The 15,540-nt window shown below is 41.4% G+C and carries 12 protein-coding genes; 4 read left to right on the forward strand and 8 right to left on the reverse strand.

What is annotated here, in order from left to right; translation table 11 throughout:
* Positions 1-928: 928 nt before the first annotated feature.
* Complete coding sequence (locus tag AC4CU2_RS10105; protein WP_490768770.1) at positions 929-2,461, reverse strand: pyridoxal phosphate-dependent decarboxylase family protein; 1,533 nt, start codon at positions 2,459-2,461, stop codon at positions 929-931.
* Between the two features lie 2 nt (positions 2,462-2,463).
* Positions 2,464-3,837 carry a diaminobutyrate--2-oxoglutarate transaminase gene (locus AC4CU2_RS10110; protein WP_004693606.1) on the reverse strand — a complete coding sequence of 458 codons (1,374 nt, stop codon included), beginning with the start codon at positions 3,835-3,837 and terminating at the stop codon, positions 2,464-2,466.
* A gap of 472 nt (positions 3,838-4,309) precedes the next feature.
* On the opposite strand from AC4CU2_RS10110, the gene AC4CU2_RS10115 reads away from it, so the two are divergent.
* From AC4CU2_RS10115 to AC4CU2_RS10125, 3 genes are all read left to right on the forward strand, one after another.
* Positions 4,310-5,011: an SIMPL domain-containing protein gene (locus tag AC4CU2_RS10115; protein WP_004693610.1), complete on the forward strand. Its 702-nt coding sequence runs from the start codon at positions 4,310-4,312 to the stop codon at positions 5,009-5,011.
* A gap of 192 nt (positions 5,012-5,203) precedes the next feature.
* Positions 5,204-7,399 carry a TonB-dependent receptor family protein gene (locus tag AC4CU2_RS10120; RefSeq protein ID WP_490769229.1) on the forward strand — a complete coding sequence of 732 codons (2,196 nt, stop codon included), beginning with the start codon at positions 5,204-5,206 and terminating at the stop codon, positions 7,397-7,399.
* A 128-nt stretch (positions 7,400-7,527) separates the two neighbouring features.
* Positions 7,528-8,124 (forward strand): phosphatase PAP2 family protein, encoded by a 597-nt coding sequence (locus AC4CU2_RS10125; RefSeq protein ID WP_490768771.1) that lies wholly within the window; start codon positions 7,528-7,530, stop codon positions 8,122-8,124.
* Between the two features lie 58 nt (positions 8,125-8,182).
* On the opposite strand, the gene proB is transcribed toward AC4CU2_RS10125, so the two are convergent.
* The 3 genes from proB to AC4CU2_RS10140 form a co-directional block, all read right to left on the reverse strand.
* Positions 8,183-9,316: a glutamate 5-kinase gene (gene proB, locus AC4CU2_RS10130; RefSeq protein WP_062034593.1), complete on the reverse strand. Its 1,134-nt coding sequence runs from the start codon at positions 9,314-9,316 to the stop codon at positions 8,183-8,185.
* A gap of 26 nt (positions 9,317-9,342) precedes the next feature.
* A complete protein-coding gene (gene cgtA, locus AC4CU2_RS10135; RefSeq protein WP_004980365.1) occupies positions 9,343-10,557 on the reverse strand; it encodes an Obg family GTPase CgtA in 1,215 nt (404 codons plus the stop codon).
* Between the two features lie 403 nt (positions 10,558-10,960).
* Entirely contained in the window at positions 10,961-11,341 is a 381-nt protein-coding gene (locus AC4CU2_RS10140; protein ID WP_004980366.1) for a winged helix-turn-helix transcriptional regulator, read from the reverse strand.
* A gap of 112 nt (positions 11,342-11,453) precedes the next feature.
* Here AC4CU2_RS10140 and AC4CU2_RS10145 point away from each other — a divergent pair, with 112 nt between their 5' ends.
* Positions 11,454-12,305: an SDR family oxidoreductase gene (locus AC4CU2_RS10145; RefSeq protein WP_286406767.1), complete on the forward strand. Its 852-nt coding sequence runs from the start codon at positions 11,454-11,456 to the stop codon at positions 12,303-12,305.
* Between the two features lie 52 nt (positions 12,306-12,357).
* On the opposite strand, the gene AC4CU2_RS10150 is transcribed toward AC4CU2_RS10145, so the two are convergent.
* From AC4CU2_RS10150 to AC4CU2_RS10160, 3 genes are all read right to left on the reverse strand, one after another.
* Positions 12,358-13,038, reverse strand: coding sequence for a hypothetical protein (locus tag AC4CU2_RS10150; RefSeq protein ID WP_490768772.1), 681 nt, complete (start codon positions 13,036-13,038; stop codon positions 12,358-12,360).
* Positions 13,039-13,046: 8 nt separating this feature from the next.
* A complete protein-coding gene (locus tag AC4CU2_RS10155) occupies positions 13,047-13,763 on the reverse strand; it encodes an MFS transporter (protein ID WP_490768773.1) in 717 nt (238 codons plus the stop codon).
* Between the two features lie 288 nt (positions 13,764-14,051).
* The gene (locus tag AC4CU2_RS10160) at positions 14,052-15,509 is read right to left on the reverse strand and encodes a glyceraldehyde-3-phosphate dehydrogenase (protein ID WP_004980374.1); all 1,458 of its coding nucleotides are present in this window, start codon (positions 15,507-15,509) and stop codon (positions 14,052-14,054) included.
* Positions 15,510-15,540 lie beyond the last annotated feature (31 nt).

The raw sequence follows: 15,540 nt of genomic DNA on the forward strand, positions 1-15,540 counted from the left end.
TGTTCAATTTCACCCAGTTTAAACACCTAAAGAATTTTTCTTATTTTTATAAAAGAAGGTCCGTAGTTCATTTTACACCAACTTTTTTCAAACTTTTATAAGAAATAAAAACCTTTAAAATCAATGAATAAAATAAATAACACTCCATACACTTTGATTTCTTTAATATTGAATAGCCCTTCTAATCTATAAAAATTTGCGTATACCCATATGCAGAATCCATATAAATTTTCGCCATTTGTTAGATTTTCATAACCCATAAGTGACAAATGAGTAGTGTCATATTTAGAAAATTGAGCGTCATTTAGGTCTTAATTTTTACCTTTTATCCCCCATTTATTACTGAAAAATAGCATACTCATCTCAAATACGAGAGCAAATTTATGACTTTTTAGACTCAGGTGCCTTTCTTATTTTTAGAAATACTTGTCCAAATAATGGGTATTTCTGAGGGACACCACTTTATCTTTTTTTCTAAAAGATAGCTCAATGAAGGAGATTTTGGGCTTCATTTACCCTTTACTGCCGCCTTAACCATTCATTTTTCGTAAGAAGCGTGACGTCATATGAGTGCGACATTTCCCATGACCGCTAGACAAACACATTTATTTACCCCCCAATTTTTCGGGATTATGACAAGGACTTGCCTGTCGTGCAGATCATACCTTCAACTTGAAAATTCGTGAAGAAAATCATTTGCATATTGAAAATCAAAAGCCCGAATATTTAGCGTTAGTCTTAACCATTGAAGCTCATTTTCCTAAAAATCATAATTCAAGCATGTATCGAAAACCACCTCAGAGAAAACCAAAGCATCTCCAACATAATTAAAATTAGGTGCTTAGCCAATAGATGTTATGCATTTTAATATTTACAACACATAAAAAAAGGAGCTGATATCAGCTCCTTTTTTTAACACAACAATCAATTAAGCAATTGCAGGTGTATAGGTTCCATCTGCGATTGAACCTTTGATACGATCCGCTTCTGCAAGGACAAGACCAAGCAGGTTCTTCACGTTATCTAAAGTCGCAACTGGACTTAAAGTCGTCATTTTCAAAGATTGATTTTGACCTACTTTTGTGACGCCAATATTCGCTTCACCACGTGCAAACAATTCATCTGCAACATTTTGGTTTAAGGTATCAAGCAATTCTACTGGATAGCCTTCTGGAACCACACGGAACAATACAGATGCAAATTGTGGATTAACCAACATCTCTAAACCAGCAGTTGCATTGATATAATCAGCAACGTCACGAGTTAAAGTAACGCCGTGGTCAATCATAGAACCATAGAGCTCTTCACCAAGTGCTTCAACAGTCATCCAAAGCTTCAACGCATCAAAACGACGGGTTGTTTGAAGTGACTTAGACACCAAGTTTGGCACGCCATGCTCTTCATCATAAGCTGAGTTTAAATACTCAGCTTCGTAGTGCATGAAACGATAGTTCGCTTCATCTTTTAACAAGAACGCACCACAAGAGATGGTTTGGAAGTAATGCTTATGGAAATCAAGCGTAATAGAGTCAGAAAGCTCGATCCCATCCAACATATCACGGTGATTGTTCGATAGGATTAAAGCACCGCCCCACGCCGCATCAATGTGCATCCACGCGCCATATTTGTTGGTGATTTCACGAATTTGCTTCAGTGGATCAATCGCACCTGCATCGGTTGTACCCGCAGTTGCAACCACACACGCCACAATCTTACCTTCAGCTTGAAGGTGAGCCATGGTTTTTTCAAGTGCATCCACATCCATCTGCGCGTTCTCGTTCACAGGAACGGTCACGACTGATTGGAAGCCCATGCCCATCATCGCCATGTTCTTTTGTACAGAGAAGTGTGCATTTTCAGAACAAATAACTTTGACGTTGCGCATCGCATCGCCCGGCACGCCATCACGCTGTACAGACCACGGATTACCGTTTTCATCTTTCCAGTTTTTCGCAATACATGCATCACGTGCAAGCAGTACACCCATCAAGTTTGACTGTGTACCACCAGAAGTAAACACACCAGCTTGACCTGCACCATAACCCACTTTTTGACGAAGCCAATCAATCAACTGAACTTCCATCAATGAACCCGCAGGGCTTTGATCCCAAGAATCCATCGATTGGTTCGTTGCATTAATTAGCACTTCAGCAATTTGACTGGTCACCATAGTTGGGCAGTGCAAGTGTGCGAGCGAGTGCGGGTGATGGACTTTTAAGCTTTTGTTTAAGAAAAGCTCAACCATACGTTCAAGTGACTTTTGTACACCCAAACCTTCTTTGGAAGGATTAAATGCAATCGCACTGCGGAGCTCTTTGATGCTACCGCCCGTGTACATTTTGTCGTTTTGCAACCATGCTGCAACTGCTTTAGTCGCTTGCTCCATTGCTGACGAGTAGTCAGCAATAGATGCAGCATCATTGCAGAGTAACGCCTTACGGTGTTCTGCAAAATCAACCATGATTACGCGCCTCGAGTTGCAACAAGTGCTTCAGCAATTGCTTTCTTGAAGCGAGAAACCGCTTCAACACATTCATCATGAGTGATGATAAGTGGGCAAAGTAAACGAATGACTGTACCGTTACGGCCGCCTTTTTCTAACAACAATTTGTTATTAAAGCATGCCGCTTGAATCGCTGCTGCCAATTGACCATCTGCAGGTAAAGAACCCATATGGTCCGCTGGTTTACGCTCATCAACAATTTCAACACCAATCATCAAACCACGGCCACGCACGTTACCGATACATGGGAACTCTTGAGCAAGCTTTTTAAATTCAGCTTGTAAGAAATCACCACGTTCTTGTGCATTTTGCGCAAGGTTTTGTTCTTTGATGGTTTTGATCGTTGCAAGACCAGTACCCATTGCCAATTGGTTACCACGGAAAGTACCCGTGTGACCTGCTGGCTGCCAAGCATCAAACTTACGTTTAATACCTAATACAGCAAGTGGTAAGCTACCACCAACGGCTTTAGACATCACCACTACGTCAGGTTCAATACCCGCATGTTCAAATGCGAACATTTTACCTGAACGTGCAAAGCCTGCTTGAACTTCGTCAAGAATCAACACAATATTGTGTTTTTCAGTCACTTCGCGGATTTTTTTCAACCATTTGGTCGGCGCTGTTACCACACCGCCTTCACCTTGAATTGCTTCAAGAATAACAGCAGCTGGCTTGGTTACACCACTTTCAACATCTTCAATGAAGTTTTCAAAGAAATACGTCAAAGCATCCACACCCGCTTCACCACCTAAACCAAGTGGGCAACGGTATTCATGCGGATACGGCATAAATTGAACGCCTGGCATTAAACCATTTACAGCATTTTTCGCAGACAGGTTACCTGTCATTGCAAGAGCGCCGTGCGTCATACCATGGTAACCACCAGAGAAACTAATCACTGTGCTACGACCGGTATACGTCTTCGCTAATTTAATTGCTGCTTCCGTGCCATCTGCACCAGATGGACCACAGAACTGTAAACAATACTCTTCCTTACCGCCTGGTAATTGTTCAAGTAATGCTTCAGTAAATGCATCTTTTAAAGGTGTCGTTAAATCCAAAGTATGTAAAGGAAGACCACTTGCAAGTGTATCTTGAATACTTTGAATTACCGCAGGATGATTATGGCCCAAAGCCAATGTTCCTGCCCCAGCTAAACAATCGAGGTACTCTGTACCTTCAACATCAGTAACCCAGCAGCCTAATGCTTTGGCTATCGCTAACGGTAATTTCCGTGGATAGCTACGAACATTGGATTCCATCTGACTTTGGCGAGTCAAATAGTATTCGTTAGTAGTATTAGTGGCAGGGTTTACAGAAGAAACGCTCATATCGAATTACCATCTCTGATATGGGTTGAAAGAAATAAGTCGGGTGACTTTTGGTCCTTTGACTCGGCGCTTTATAAATCTAGTCAGATAGCGTTTGGATACTTCATAACTAGGAGGCGGATGATACAGAAATTTTCAATAAAATAAACAGCTTTTGGATATTATCTGCCAGAAATTTACTAAAAAAATATATCATCCCAAACCATAGCTTAAATTATCCTCTTATAGTGTGACAACGTAAAGAAAAGCCGATGAATTTATTTATTTTTCAACTTCGCCACAAAATTTCAAAATACTCACCCTGGTTGAAAAATAAGTTTTTGAAATAAATAACTTTATCTAGGTTTTTCTGAAAAATATTTTGTACCTTTTTTTACAATCGAACCACAATATTTTCGCAAATTCACCACAAATTGGCTTTAAGCTTTTTACAAATGTTGCAAAACTCCTCCTAAATAAAAAAGGAATAAAAATGCGTCAATTCTTCATCCCAGCAATCGCTCTTAGTGCTTTATTTAGCTCAGCAGTTTTTGCTCAGTCTGAGAACCAATTGAACTACAATATTGTCAATGTTCAGGCCGAGGCAACACGCCAAGTATCCAACGATTTAATGAATGCAACGCTTTACATTGAACGTAGTAATAAACAACCTGCCGAACTCGCAACACAAATTACGCAACTGATGAATCAAGCCACAGCTTTAGCTCGTAAATATCCAAGCGTAAAAGTTGAAACAGGTTCTCAAACCACCTACCCAATTTACAACGATGACAACCAAAAGTTAAAAGAATGGCGAGGTCGTGCTGAAATTAATTTAGAAAGTACCGATTTTAAAGCGGCGAGCCAGTTGATTGGAGAGCTACAGCAAAACTTCCAAACCCAGTCAATCGGCTTTAGTGTGTCCGACACACAACGTAAGAAAGTGGAAAATGAGCTGATTGTGGAAGCATCGAAAAACTTTCAACAGCGTGCGCAATCATTAGCACAAGCATGGAGTAAGTCAGGTTATAACTTGGTTAACTTAAACATTAATACCAGCAACTACTACCCTCGCCCAGTCATGATGCGTGCAGAAAGTGCAAAATTCGCAGCAGCTGATGCACCAATGCAAGATGTAGCTGGTGGTGAATCTAAAATCACTGTGAATGCAAATGGTACTGTTCAACTTAAATAACAGATTTCATTCAAATTCATCTAAAAAGCCACGTTAAACGTGGCTTTTTTATTGTGTGTCCATCAAGAAAACTTTAATTCGCCTATTAATTTTAGTGTTTTAATTGCAATAAGTGATAATGGTTATTATTTGATTTCAACAAAGTTCAGCATATGATAGCCGCGCTCTTTATTATGGATTGCGCACAAAAGAATAATTTCATCACGTCTTCATCTGCAGGATCGCAGATTATTCAAAGCCAAACAACTCAGCATTGCGATTGGGCTTTCTATGAGCTGCTTAACCTATGCACAAGCAGAAGAACTCACTGAAGCAACGAGCAACAATGTGCTTCCGACCATCAAACTTGAAGCACAAGGCAACTGGTTAGAAGATGCCAATGCAGAAAAAGTGCAAAAGCATGCAGGCGCTCGTACGATTATTACTCGCAATCGCTTAGATGAAGTTGCTGCGACTTCAATTAAAGATGCCCTGAAGCAAGTGCCTGGTGTTCAAGTCCAAGAAAATAATGGTACAGGTGGCAGTGATGTTTCACTCAATATTGGGGTCCGTGGTTTAGCCTCTCGTTTATCTCCTCGCTCTACAGTACTGCTTGATGGTGTCCCGCTATCATTTGCGCCTTATGGACAGCCTCAGCTTTCTCTAGCACCAGTATCATTAGGCAATATTGAATCTGTAGATGTGGTTCGTGGTGCAGGCTCTGTACGTTTTGGGCCGCAGAACGTGGGCGGTATCATTAATTTTGCAACTCGCGCGATTCCTCAAGAGTTTGCAGGTAATGTCAGCCTAACGACCGAATATGCTTCGGGTACAGATCAAGTCAAATACAGCCCGAACCTATTTGTAGGCGGAACCTTAGATAATGGTTTAGGCCTTGCTCTGCTTTATTCGGGAACAAAAGGTGATGGCTACCGTGAAGCCAATAATAAAACTGACATTGACGATGTCATGTTAAAAACGGCCTATCAAATTACAGATGCTGATGCTATTGCCTTAAACCTACATCACTATGAAGGTTATGGTGAAATGCCTGAAGGCTTAACTGCCGAAAAATATGCACAAAACCCTTATCAGTCAAATAAGTCACGTAATTATTTCTCTGGTCGTCGCTCAGATGTGTCATTCCGCTATACACATCAAGATGAAAAAAATAACTTTGAATTGCTGACCTATTATATTGACTCATTTCGCACGAGTGACTTAGAGACTGATGTCAGTACGACCACTTCGCGTATGGATACCTCTCCACGCGACTATAAAGTTTTTGCCATTGAACCGCGCTGGTCTCGTGCATACCAATTAGGTAACTCAAATAGCGAATTTACTATCGGCTATCGTTATTTAGATGAAGATAGTTCAGAGTTCTCAGGTCGCTCATCTACATATGCATTGAATGCACCTGTGACCGAAATTAAAGCACGTACCACGAGTAAAGGTGGCACTAAAGCACATGCGATTTATGCAGATAACCGCTTCGATTTAGGGAACTGGGTCATCACACCGGGACTACGTTTTGAATCAATTGAAACACATAACAATTTTACTGCCTATAACCAAGGCGTAGCAGTTAATATCGTTTCACCAAAAATTGATTCAGATGAGTTTTTACCCAGCCTATCGGTCATGTATAAAGCGACAGACAATTGGAACATTTTTGCCAATGCGGGCGTCTCATTCGGCCCACAGCAATACAACCAATTGGCACGTTTAGAAGGTGGTGTTGCGCAAAGCACAACTGATGGCTTGCATCCTGAAAAGTCCAATAACTATGAAATTGGGACAAAGTATTTAGGCAATGGCTTAAATGCAGAGTTAACCGCATTTTATTTAGACTTCAAAAAAGAGTTAATTTTAGAGCGTGATGCGCAGAACAATGGCATTTGGACAGACTTAGGCGCAACCAGCCACAAAGGTGTAGAACTTGGTCTAGCTTATGACTTTGCTTATTTGACCGATGCGCTTGAGGGCTTAAAACTCTATAGCAACTACACCTTCACCAAAGCTGTGGCTGAAGCAGGCGACTTTAAAGACAAAGACCTTCCGTTCCACTCACGCCACACAGCAAATGTTGGTTTAGGCTATAAAGTGAATCAATGGAGCGTCAATGCAGATATGTTTGCCCAATCTAAGCAGCATTCTCCAGGTTCAGGTGATACCTATCAAACTGACGAATCGGCTGATGGAAAATTAGGTGATATTCCAGGTTATTCCACTTTTGCCGTGCGTACAGCCTATGACTTTGGTGAGCAATTCCACGGTTTAAAAATCGCGGGTGGCGTTAAAAACGTGTTTGATAAACAATATTTCACACGTTCTACTGACTCAACAGGTGGAAAATATGTAGGGCAACCACGTACCTTCTACCTTCAAACGTCATTTGATTTCTAAACCAGAAAGCCAATTAGTTCAACTACATTGAACTGTTAAAAAAGACTACATTTTTGTGGTCTTTTTTATTTTAACAATATGACAAAATTATGACTCTCTTCCATACTTTATAAACACAATCCACTTTCATGACTCTTTCAGAACTTAATTTATCGCTTTTTTCATGGATTAATGCTTCTCCTGAAGCCAGTAATGCCAGCATTAATTTTGCCATATTCATCGCCAATGACCTGCTCTATTGCATGATTTTACTGTTTGCTTGGTTTTGGCTACGTGGTAACTATGACACTAAAAAGCAGATATTGAAGGCGTTTATCTTTACCAGTATCGCCATTTTGGTCAGCCAATGTATTTCTCATGTATATTATCACCCACGGCCTTTCGTCATGGAGGTCGGACGCACTCTCATTTACCATGCACCCAATGGCTCTTTCCCGAGTGATCATATGCTGATTTTTAGCAGTATCGCTTTTTCTTATCTCTTCTCTGCACAGCGTAAACTGGGAATTTTTCTCTTGGTCATGGCTTGGCTTGTTGCATGGTCACGTGTCTATCTTGGTGTTCACTTCCCTTTAGATATGCTCGGCGCTTTTCTATTGGCTTTTGCCTTAAACTTCTTTGGATTAAAGCTTTGGAATCTCTATAAAGATAAAATCATGCAAGGGGCACTCACGATTCACTTTTACTTATTTAAGCCCCTCATTCAAAAAGGCTATATCAAATAACTTTCGTTCCAAAACAAAAAAATCCCGCTCGAAAGCGGGATTTTTTAATGCATTTAAATTAGTAGATCGCCATATGGTTGCGATGAATCATCTCGAGTGAGCGTGCTTCACCTAGGACTTGGTGAACTTTATCTGATGCCAAGCCCTTCACCAGCTCCGCAGAGCGTGAACTAAAGTTGACACGTCCGACCGCAACACGGCCACCTTGGATATCAACACATTCAACCACGTCACCGCGTTCAAAATGCCCTTCCACAGCTTTCACGCCAACTGGAAGTAAACTACGATGATTATCTTTTATGGCTTTAACAGCACCATCATCCAACACCAAACGACCTGCAGTTTGTAAGTGAGCTGCTAACCACTGTTGATGAGCAGTAATGCGGTCATTGTCAGTAATAAACAATGTCCCAAGCATTTCACCATCCATCAAACGTTCAAGCACATTGTCGCTTTCACCACTAGCAATCAGCGTTGGACAGCCAGACTTTGCAGCTAAGCGTGCAGCACGAACTTTGGTCAACATACCACCACGACCAAACTTACCGCCACCGCCAGCCATATCAAATAAACTCTCATCTAGAGCACGCACAGTATGGAACAGTTTTGCATCTGGATTTGAACGTGGGTCTGAGTCGAACATCCCCTGCTGGTCTGTCAAAATAATTAACAAATCTGCATGGACTTGACCTGCAACCATCGCGGCCAGTGTGTCATTGTCACCAAAGCGAATTTCATCGGTCGAAACCGTGTCATTCTCGTTGATTACAGGAATGACATGCCATTCAATCAAGTTCTGTAAAGCGTCACACGAGTTCAAATAACGACGACGGTCTGCCAAATCATCATGGGTTAATAACACTTGCGCGGTCTGAATATGATGTTTTTCAAGCACACTTGACCACGTATGAATAAGGCCCATCTGACCAATGGCAGCACACGCCTGAAGACTGGGTAGATCGGTGGGTCGGCTGTCTAGCTTCATACGAACCATACCTTCAGCCACAGCTCCTGACGACACCAGAATAATCTCATGTCCTGCATTGTGTAGATCTGCAATTTGTTTCGCCCAATGCGAAATTGCATCTATATCTAGACCTTGCCCATTTGCTGTGAGTAAAGATGATCCGATTTTAACAACGATTCGTTTACAAGCTTCGAGCTTACGTTGCCCATCTACCACTTCTATCATCTTGTCCTCAGTTACTCATTACGAGCTTAACGTACGTAAAACACTTCCATTTCGCCGTCATCTTCATCATCGTCTTCATCATCATCAGCCAACAGGCCTGCAAGACGTTGTTGGCGACGCATTTCACGATATGCTTCTTTAGCGGCAATCGTTTGTTCGCGTGTTTCAGCTTCAAGCTGCTCACGGAATGCTTTCACTTCTGCTGCATAGTCAGGATCTTCAAGCTCACGTTCACGTTGTTGCTCAATTTGATCCATCAGGTAATAAACAACTGGTTTTGTCCCTTCAGACATCAAACCTGAAGTTTTAAATACAGGGCCATCCCACTGCATTTCATCTAAAATATGCTGACACCATTCATCACGCGTATCGTCTGCAAGTTGGTCAACTTTGTTTAACACTAGAACGATAGGTAACTTTGAAAGTGTCGGAGAGAATTTCTCTAATTCACCCAAGATCGCTTTTGCATTGTATGCAGGATCAGAACCATCAATCGGCTGAACATCCACAATGTGAAGTAAAATACGCGTACGCGCCAAGTGCTTTAAGAAACGAATACCAAGACCCGCACCTTCAGAAGCCCCTTCGATCAAGCCAGGAATATCCGCCATTACAAATGAACGGTGACTGTCTGCATCAACCACACCAAGGTTTGGAACCATCGTAGTAAACGGATAGTCTGCAACCTTAGGTTTTGCTGCTGATACGGCACGAATAAACGTCGATTTACCTGCGTTTGGCATACCCAGTAAGCCAACATCGGCCAGTACTTTTAGCTCTAAGCGAATTTCACGGAATTCGCCTTTAAAACCGTGGGTACACTTACGTGGCGAACGGTTCGTCGATGATTTGAAGTGAGTATTACCCAAACCGCCATCACCACCCGCTGCGACAAGCACACGCTGACCACTTTCAACCAAGTCGCCAATAATGTCACCCGAGTCAGTATCAACAATGGTTGTACCTACAGGAACCTTTAATACAGTGTCTTCACCACCACGGCCTGCGCAGTTTGCACCACGACCATTTTTAGCTCGCTCCGCACGAAAGCGGCGCGTATAACGGAAGTCTACAAGGGTACTGGTATTATCATCAGCTTCGATAAATACGCTACCACCACGACCACCATCACCACCGTCTGGACCACCAAAAGGTACGAATTTTTCACGGCGAAAACTGGCTACGCCATTGCCACCGTCGCCAGCCTCTACGGTAATGACTGCTTCATCAACAAAGCGCATGCTGCCAATCCTCTAAATACTTTAAAACCGCATATTCTGCCATATTTTACAAAATTTCTCGAATAGAATTATTCAGCGAAACATTAAATTTAGTCACAAAAATACCAAAATCTAACTTTTCGACACTTTTCACCTGATTTTATTCATTTTTTAATTTAAATGTGCTGACCATTTAGTCGTTAGATCACTCTTCGACTCATTTTATTCAATCCTCCTCAACTTTTACTTTCAAAAAGGATTTTCACATCAAAATAGCGCACTAAAAGAATAGCTTGTTTGATAACAAGACTTTTTCACAGGCTGAAATTCTAATCAGCTCTAAACCACTTCCGCACGCCTGAGGAGTTCACTCTTAAAATGCAATTAAGGATTCTCACAACCAATCCACAATACTTGTCATCTTTTATTTTAAAGCTGCTACTCGCTCCTTGCTTTCTAGAATTTCAGGCAAACTTTTTTCAATCCAACCAATCAAATACATGGTTTTCTCAGCGGCTTGAGAACCCAAGATCGTCAATTGGTACTCTACTTTGGGCGGCACCACAGGATAGACCGTCCGTAGAATAAAGCCATCATGCTCAAGCGTTTTGAGCGTCTGAGAAAGCATTTTCTCACTCACTCCTTCTATACGCTGCTTGAGTTCACTAAAACGATGTACGCCATCACTTAAACAGCGCAACACCAATACCGACCATTTACTCGTAAGATGCTCCAAAATTTCACGAGACGGACACTCTGTGGATAAAACTTGACCTAACAATTTGCTTGTCGCATAGGTGTGCATCATTTCTCTCCATTTGGTTTATTACTTACTTTTGGGTACGTACTTACATTTAGTAAGTTAACAGATTAAGATACAACCATCAAGTATAGAAAACAACCAACATAGGTGAATTATGAAAATTGCAATCGCAGGCGCAACAGGACAACTTGGCAACCTCGTTATAGGGCAACTTTTGCAGCTGACCGCTGCCCAGAATATTGTTGCGCTGGTTCGTAACATTGATAGAGCTGAACATTTCAAAGCGCAAGGTATTGAGCTGCGTGAGTTTGATTATGACCACCCTGAAACACTAGCTCCTGCTTTATTAGGAATAGATAAGTTATTACTGATTTCAGCCAATGAAATCGGTCGCCGTACACCTCAACACCAAGCAGTGATTAATGCTGCGAAAGTGGCAAGCGTACCTTATCTTGCTTATACCAGCTTACTACGTGCAGATACTTCCCCACTCGGCTTAGCCCAAGAACACCGTGAAACCGAAAAACTAATTCAAGACAGTGGAATCACTTATACCTTCTTAAGAAATAACTGGTATAGCGAAAACTACCTTGCAGGTGTTGCTCACACCATTGAAATTGGGACTCTTTTTGGCGCAGCTCAAGATGGCCGAATTAGCTCAGCATCACGTATAGATTATGCTGAAGCTGCAGCTAAAGTCTTAACCTCAACGGACCATGATAATAAAACCTATGAACTAGCAGGTTCAGAAAGTTTTACTAAAGCTAATTTGGCTCAATTCATCAGTCAGGCAGCACATAAGCCAGTCATCTATCAAAATTTGTCTGCCGATGACCTGCGTCAAGGCTTAACTCAAGCCAGCCTCCCAGCACACTTGATTGATGTGATTGTTGATGCTGATGTGCAAACCGCCAAAGGTGCGATGTACAGCGACAGCAAAGACTTAGAACAATTGATTGGACGTAAGACCACCAGCATTCAAGATGCGATCAAAGCCTCACTTTAAGCCACCCATTTAATCTTCACATTCAAACACCGCCAATGATTGGCGGTGTTTTTTATGGATGAATATTCTTCACGGGTAGTGTCATATTCATTTCCAAATTTGCGGTCGTGCTTCGCTCTATGTTGTACATGGTCGCATTGAAGCTTGCTATTTTGCGCATAGTCATTGGGTCATTCAAATTTAACTGTGGCGCAAACTGATGCAACACATGCAGTCGTACTTGTTCATCAAACTCAAAATAGACCAAGCCCTTAAACATAATTTTGATCGGGACCTGATAGTCTTGCTTTAAGTGAAATGGCACAGCCAGCTTAATTGGAATATCCAAAGTGAGTGGAAACTTAGGCAACAGTTTATTCTGATAAATTAGATCTGTAGTTGTCTCCAACGGCATGTTTTGATCAATGAGTACCTCGGTTTGATAATCAACAGATACTGAAACGGGTACTTCTACTTCAAACTCTAAATTTGCCAAATATTTCCCTGTCAAAGGCAGGTTGATTTTTTGATCAATTTTCAGTTGCGTATCTAAAGTCCCAACAGATTGGGTTTCTAAATAATTACCCACTTGGATTTTTGTCGGTAAAGAGTCTGATAGTTGAATTTGTGCTTCACTCGCAGACACTTGCATACTGGCTTGAATATTCAGGTACAACCAAAACAGCGCACCCACTAAAATTACAACGCACACAAAACTCAGTACAAGCCGCTTCGCAGACTGGAATATCCACATACTCCCTCCTATGGCTTCACGTGTTCTTGAGGTTGAGGTTTTTCACGTAGTAATTGCAAGCTATTGAGTGGAATTTTCAACTCCCCCTGCTTAATTTCAATTGGCAATGTATTCTGTACATCCACCGACGCTTTCAATGCCGTTTTAATGGGAACCTTTAAATGCCCCTGTATTGGAATATTGGTTTTAACCACTGTATTGACTGGAATATGTAGATTTTCTTTCAGTACGGTTTTCACAGGTGCATCAAATTTGAGGTGTACTTGCTGTTCAAGTGGCACATCGATATGAATCGGCACATCCAACTGAATGGGAATATTTCCTTTTAAAGGCAAAGTCACATCTCGCCCCATGACTTTCACCTGCACCTTGGTATCCACAGGCATGCTCTGATTAATTTTCAAGGTTTCACGCACTGGAATGGTGGTTTTAATCGGAACCTGATTATCAAAATATACCCGTGGAGTCAAAGTTTGGGTCAGTGGAATATTCAGGTTTTCACGAATCGGAATTTCTGCATTAACGCGCCCTGTAACATCCACATCTAAGGCATCATGAATTTTAACCTCAGCTTGTAAAGGTTCTTGCAGATCAATACTGACTTTTTGATTTTCTAAAGGAATATAAATATTAAAGTGTTTAAACGTCCAAATAGCGATAAGTACACCGCATACAGATGCCAACACAATGAATGCCAATCCACTGAGCACATGCTTCACTTGCAAATTCAAATTCCTTTTGTTTTATTTTCTTTTTATCTGACAAATATCATCCTTTTGTCAGCTTAGAAAGTCATTGGGAGGCGGTATACCAACCAGACTCTTTAGTTTTTATCGTCCTATTTTACACAGTATTCTAATTATTCTAAGTAAATTACTAGGGATTAAACATTGGCAACTCTTAGCACTCAAGCCAGTACTTATGTCACCCCAATGCACCTGATTGGCCTCATCCACAACAACAGCGCAAAAAAAAGAGCCTCAATTGAGGCTCTTTTTAGTCGCTATTACAAATTATGCATTTGTTTCAGCTGGAATTTTTGGATAGCTTACGCCGCCCATTTGCTCTGCAATACGTAAAACTTGGCAGCTATAACCAACTTCGTTATCGTACCAAACATATGCAGTTAAACGGTTGCCCGAAGTGATTGTTGCTTGCGCATCAAATACACCTGCTGTACGCGAACCGATAAAATCAGATGATACAACTTCAGTCGAGTTGGTATAACCGATCTGACCTTGAAGGCTAGAGCTGATTGAGATTTTACGAATGTATTCGTTCACTTCATCACGATCAACTTCTTTATCTAAAGTTAAGTTCAAAATCGCAAGTGAAACGTTTGGTGTTGGAACACGTACAGAGTTACCTGTCAATTTACCTTGAAGTGCAGGAAGTGCTTTAGCAACTGCTTTAGCCGCACCAGTTTCAGTAATTACCATGTTTAACGTTGCAGCACGACCACGACGGTCTGCTTTATGGTAGTTGTCGATTAAGTTTTGGTCGTTTGTGAACGAGTGAACTGTTTCAACGTGACCATTCAACACTGTGTATTTGTCATGCAAAACTTTAAGTGTTGGTGTAATTGCGTTGGTTGTACAGCTTGCAGCAGAGATAATGGTATCTTCATCAAGAATGTCTGCTTGGTTCACACCAAACACCACGTTCTTCATGTCGCCTTTACCTGGTGCAGTCAAGATCACACGTGCAGCACCTGGGCACTTAAGGTGTTGAGCAAGACCTTCAGCATCACGCCATTTACCTGTGTTGTCGATCACTAACGCATTGCTAATACCATAATCGGTATAATCAACTTCAGTTGGGTTCGACGCATAAATGACTTTAATGAATTGACCGTTGGCAATGATTGCTTCGTTTTCTTCATCAACAGAAATCGTACCAGAGAATGGACCATGGATTGAGTCACGGCGTAATAAAGACGCACGTTTTTCCAAATCACCATCAGATGACTTACGAACCACAATCGCTTTTAGGTTCAAACCACGGCCAAGACCAGACTGACCAATCATTAAACGTGCAAGAATACGACCGATACGACCAAAACCGTAAAGGACAACGTCACGACCTTCTACTGAAGTCGCACGACCTTCTACAGATTTAACAGCGGCTGCAACAAATGCATCAACATCGCCACCTTGCTCTTTAAAAGCAACGGCTAATTTGCCTAGATCAATTTCAGCAGTACCGATATTTTCAATTTTAGCCAACGCTTCAAGAATTGGGAACGTGTGTACAACTGAAAGTTCAACGTCCATCATACGAGTGAAACGGTGCGCTTTTAAAATTTGGATAACTGAACGGTTAACTAAAGAACGTCCAAACACTGAAACCACAATATTTTTTTCACGGTAAAGCTGACCGATCAAAGCGATCATTTGTTCCGCGATTTCTTCACGGTTTTTCCAGCGACCTTGGTGTTCTGCGTGTAGGGCGATGATAGTCTCTTTGCTCACAGATACGTCCTCTAATTAATTTAATCTAAGC

Source organism: Acinetobacter sp. 797_lipA (assembly GCF_058243025.1).

What these genes read in the sequence shown, in the direction of transcription:
- AC4CU2_RS10105 (WP_490768770.1), bottom strand. Translation starts at nt 2,461, where the DNA reads ATGGTTGATTTTGCAGAACACCGTAAGGCGTTACTCTGCAATGATGCT.
- AC4CU2_RS10110 (WP_004693606.1), bottom strand. Translation starts at nt 3,837, where the DNA reads ATGAGCGTTTCTTCTGTAAACCCTGCCACTAATACTACTAACGAATAC.
- AC4CU2_RS10115 (WP_004693610.1), top strand. Translation starts at nt 4,310, where the DNA reads ATGCGTCAATTCTTCATCCCAGCAATCGCTCTTAGTGCTTTATTTAGC.
- AC4CU2_RS10125 (WP_490768771.1), top strand. Translation starts at nt 7,528, where the DNA reads ATGACTCTTTCAGAACTTAATTTATCGCTTTTTTCATGGATTAATGCT.
- proB (WP_062034593.1), bottom strand. Translation starts at nt 9,316, where the DNA reads ATGATAGAAGTGGTAGATGGGCAACGTAAGCTCGAAGCTTGTAAACGA.
- cgtA (WP_004980365.1), bottom strand. Translation starts at nt 10,557, where the DNA reads ATGCGCTTTGTTGATGAAGCAGTCATTACCGTAGAGGCTGGCGACGGT.
- AC4CU2_RS10140 (WP_004980366.1), bottom strand. Translation starts at nt 11,341, where the DNA reads ATGCACACCTATGCGACAAGCAAATTGTTAGGTCAAGTTTTATCCACA.
- AC4CU2_RS10145 (WP_286406767.1), top strand. Translation starts at nt 11,454, where the DNA reads ATGAAAATTGCAATCGCAGGCGCAACAGGACAACTTGGCAACCTCGTT.
- AC4CU2_RS10150 (WP_490768772.1), bottom strand. Translation starts at nt 13,038, where the DNA reads ATGTGGATATTCCAGTCTGCGAAGCGGCTTGTACTGAGTTTTGTGTGC.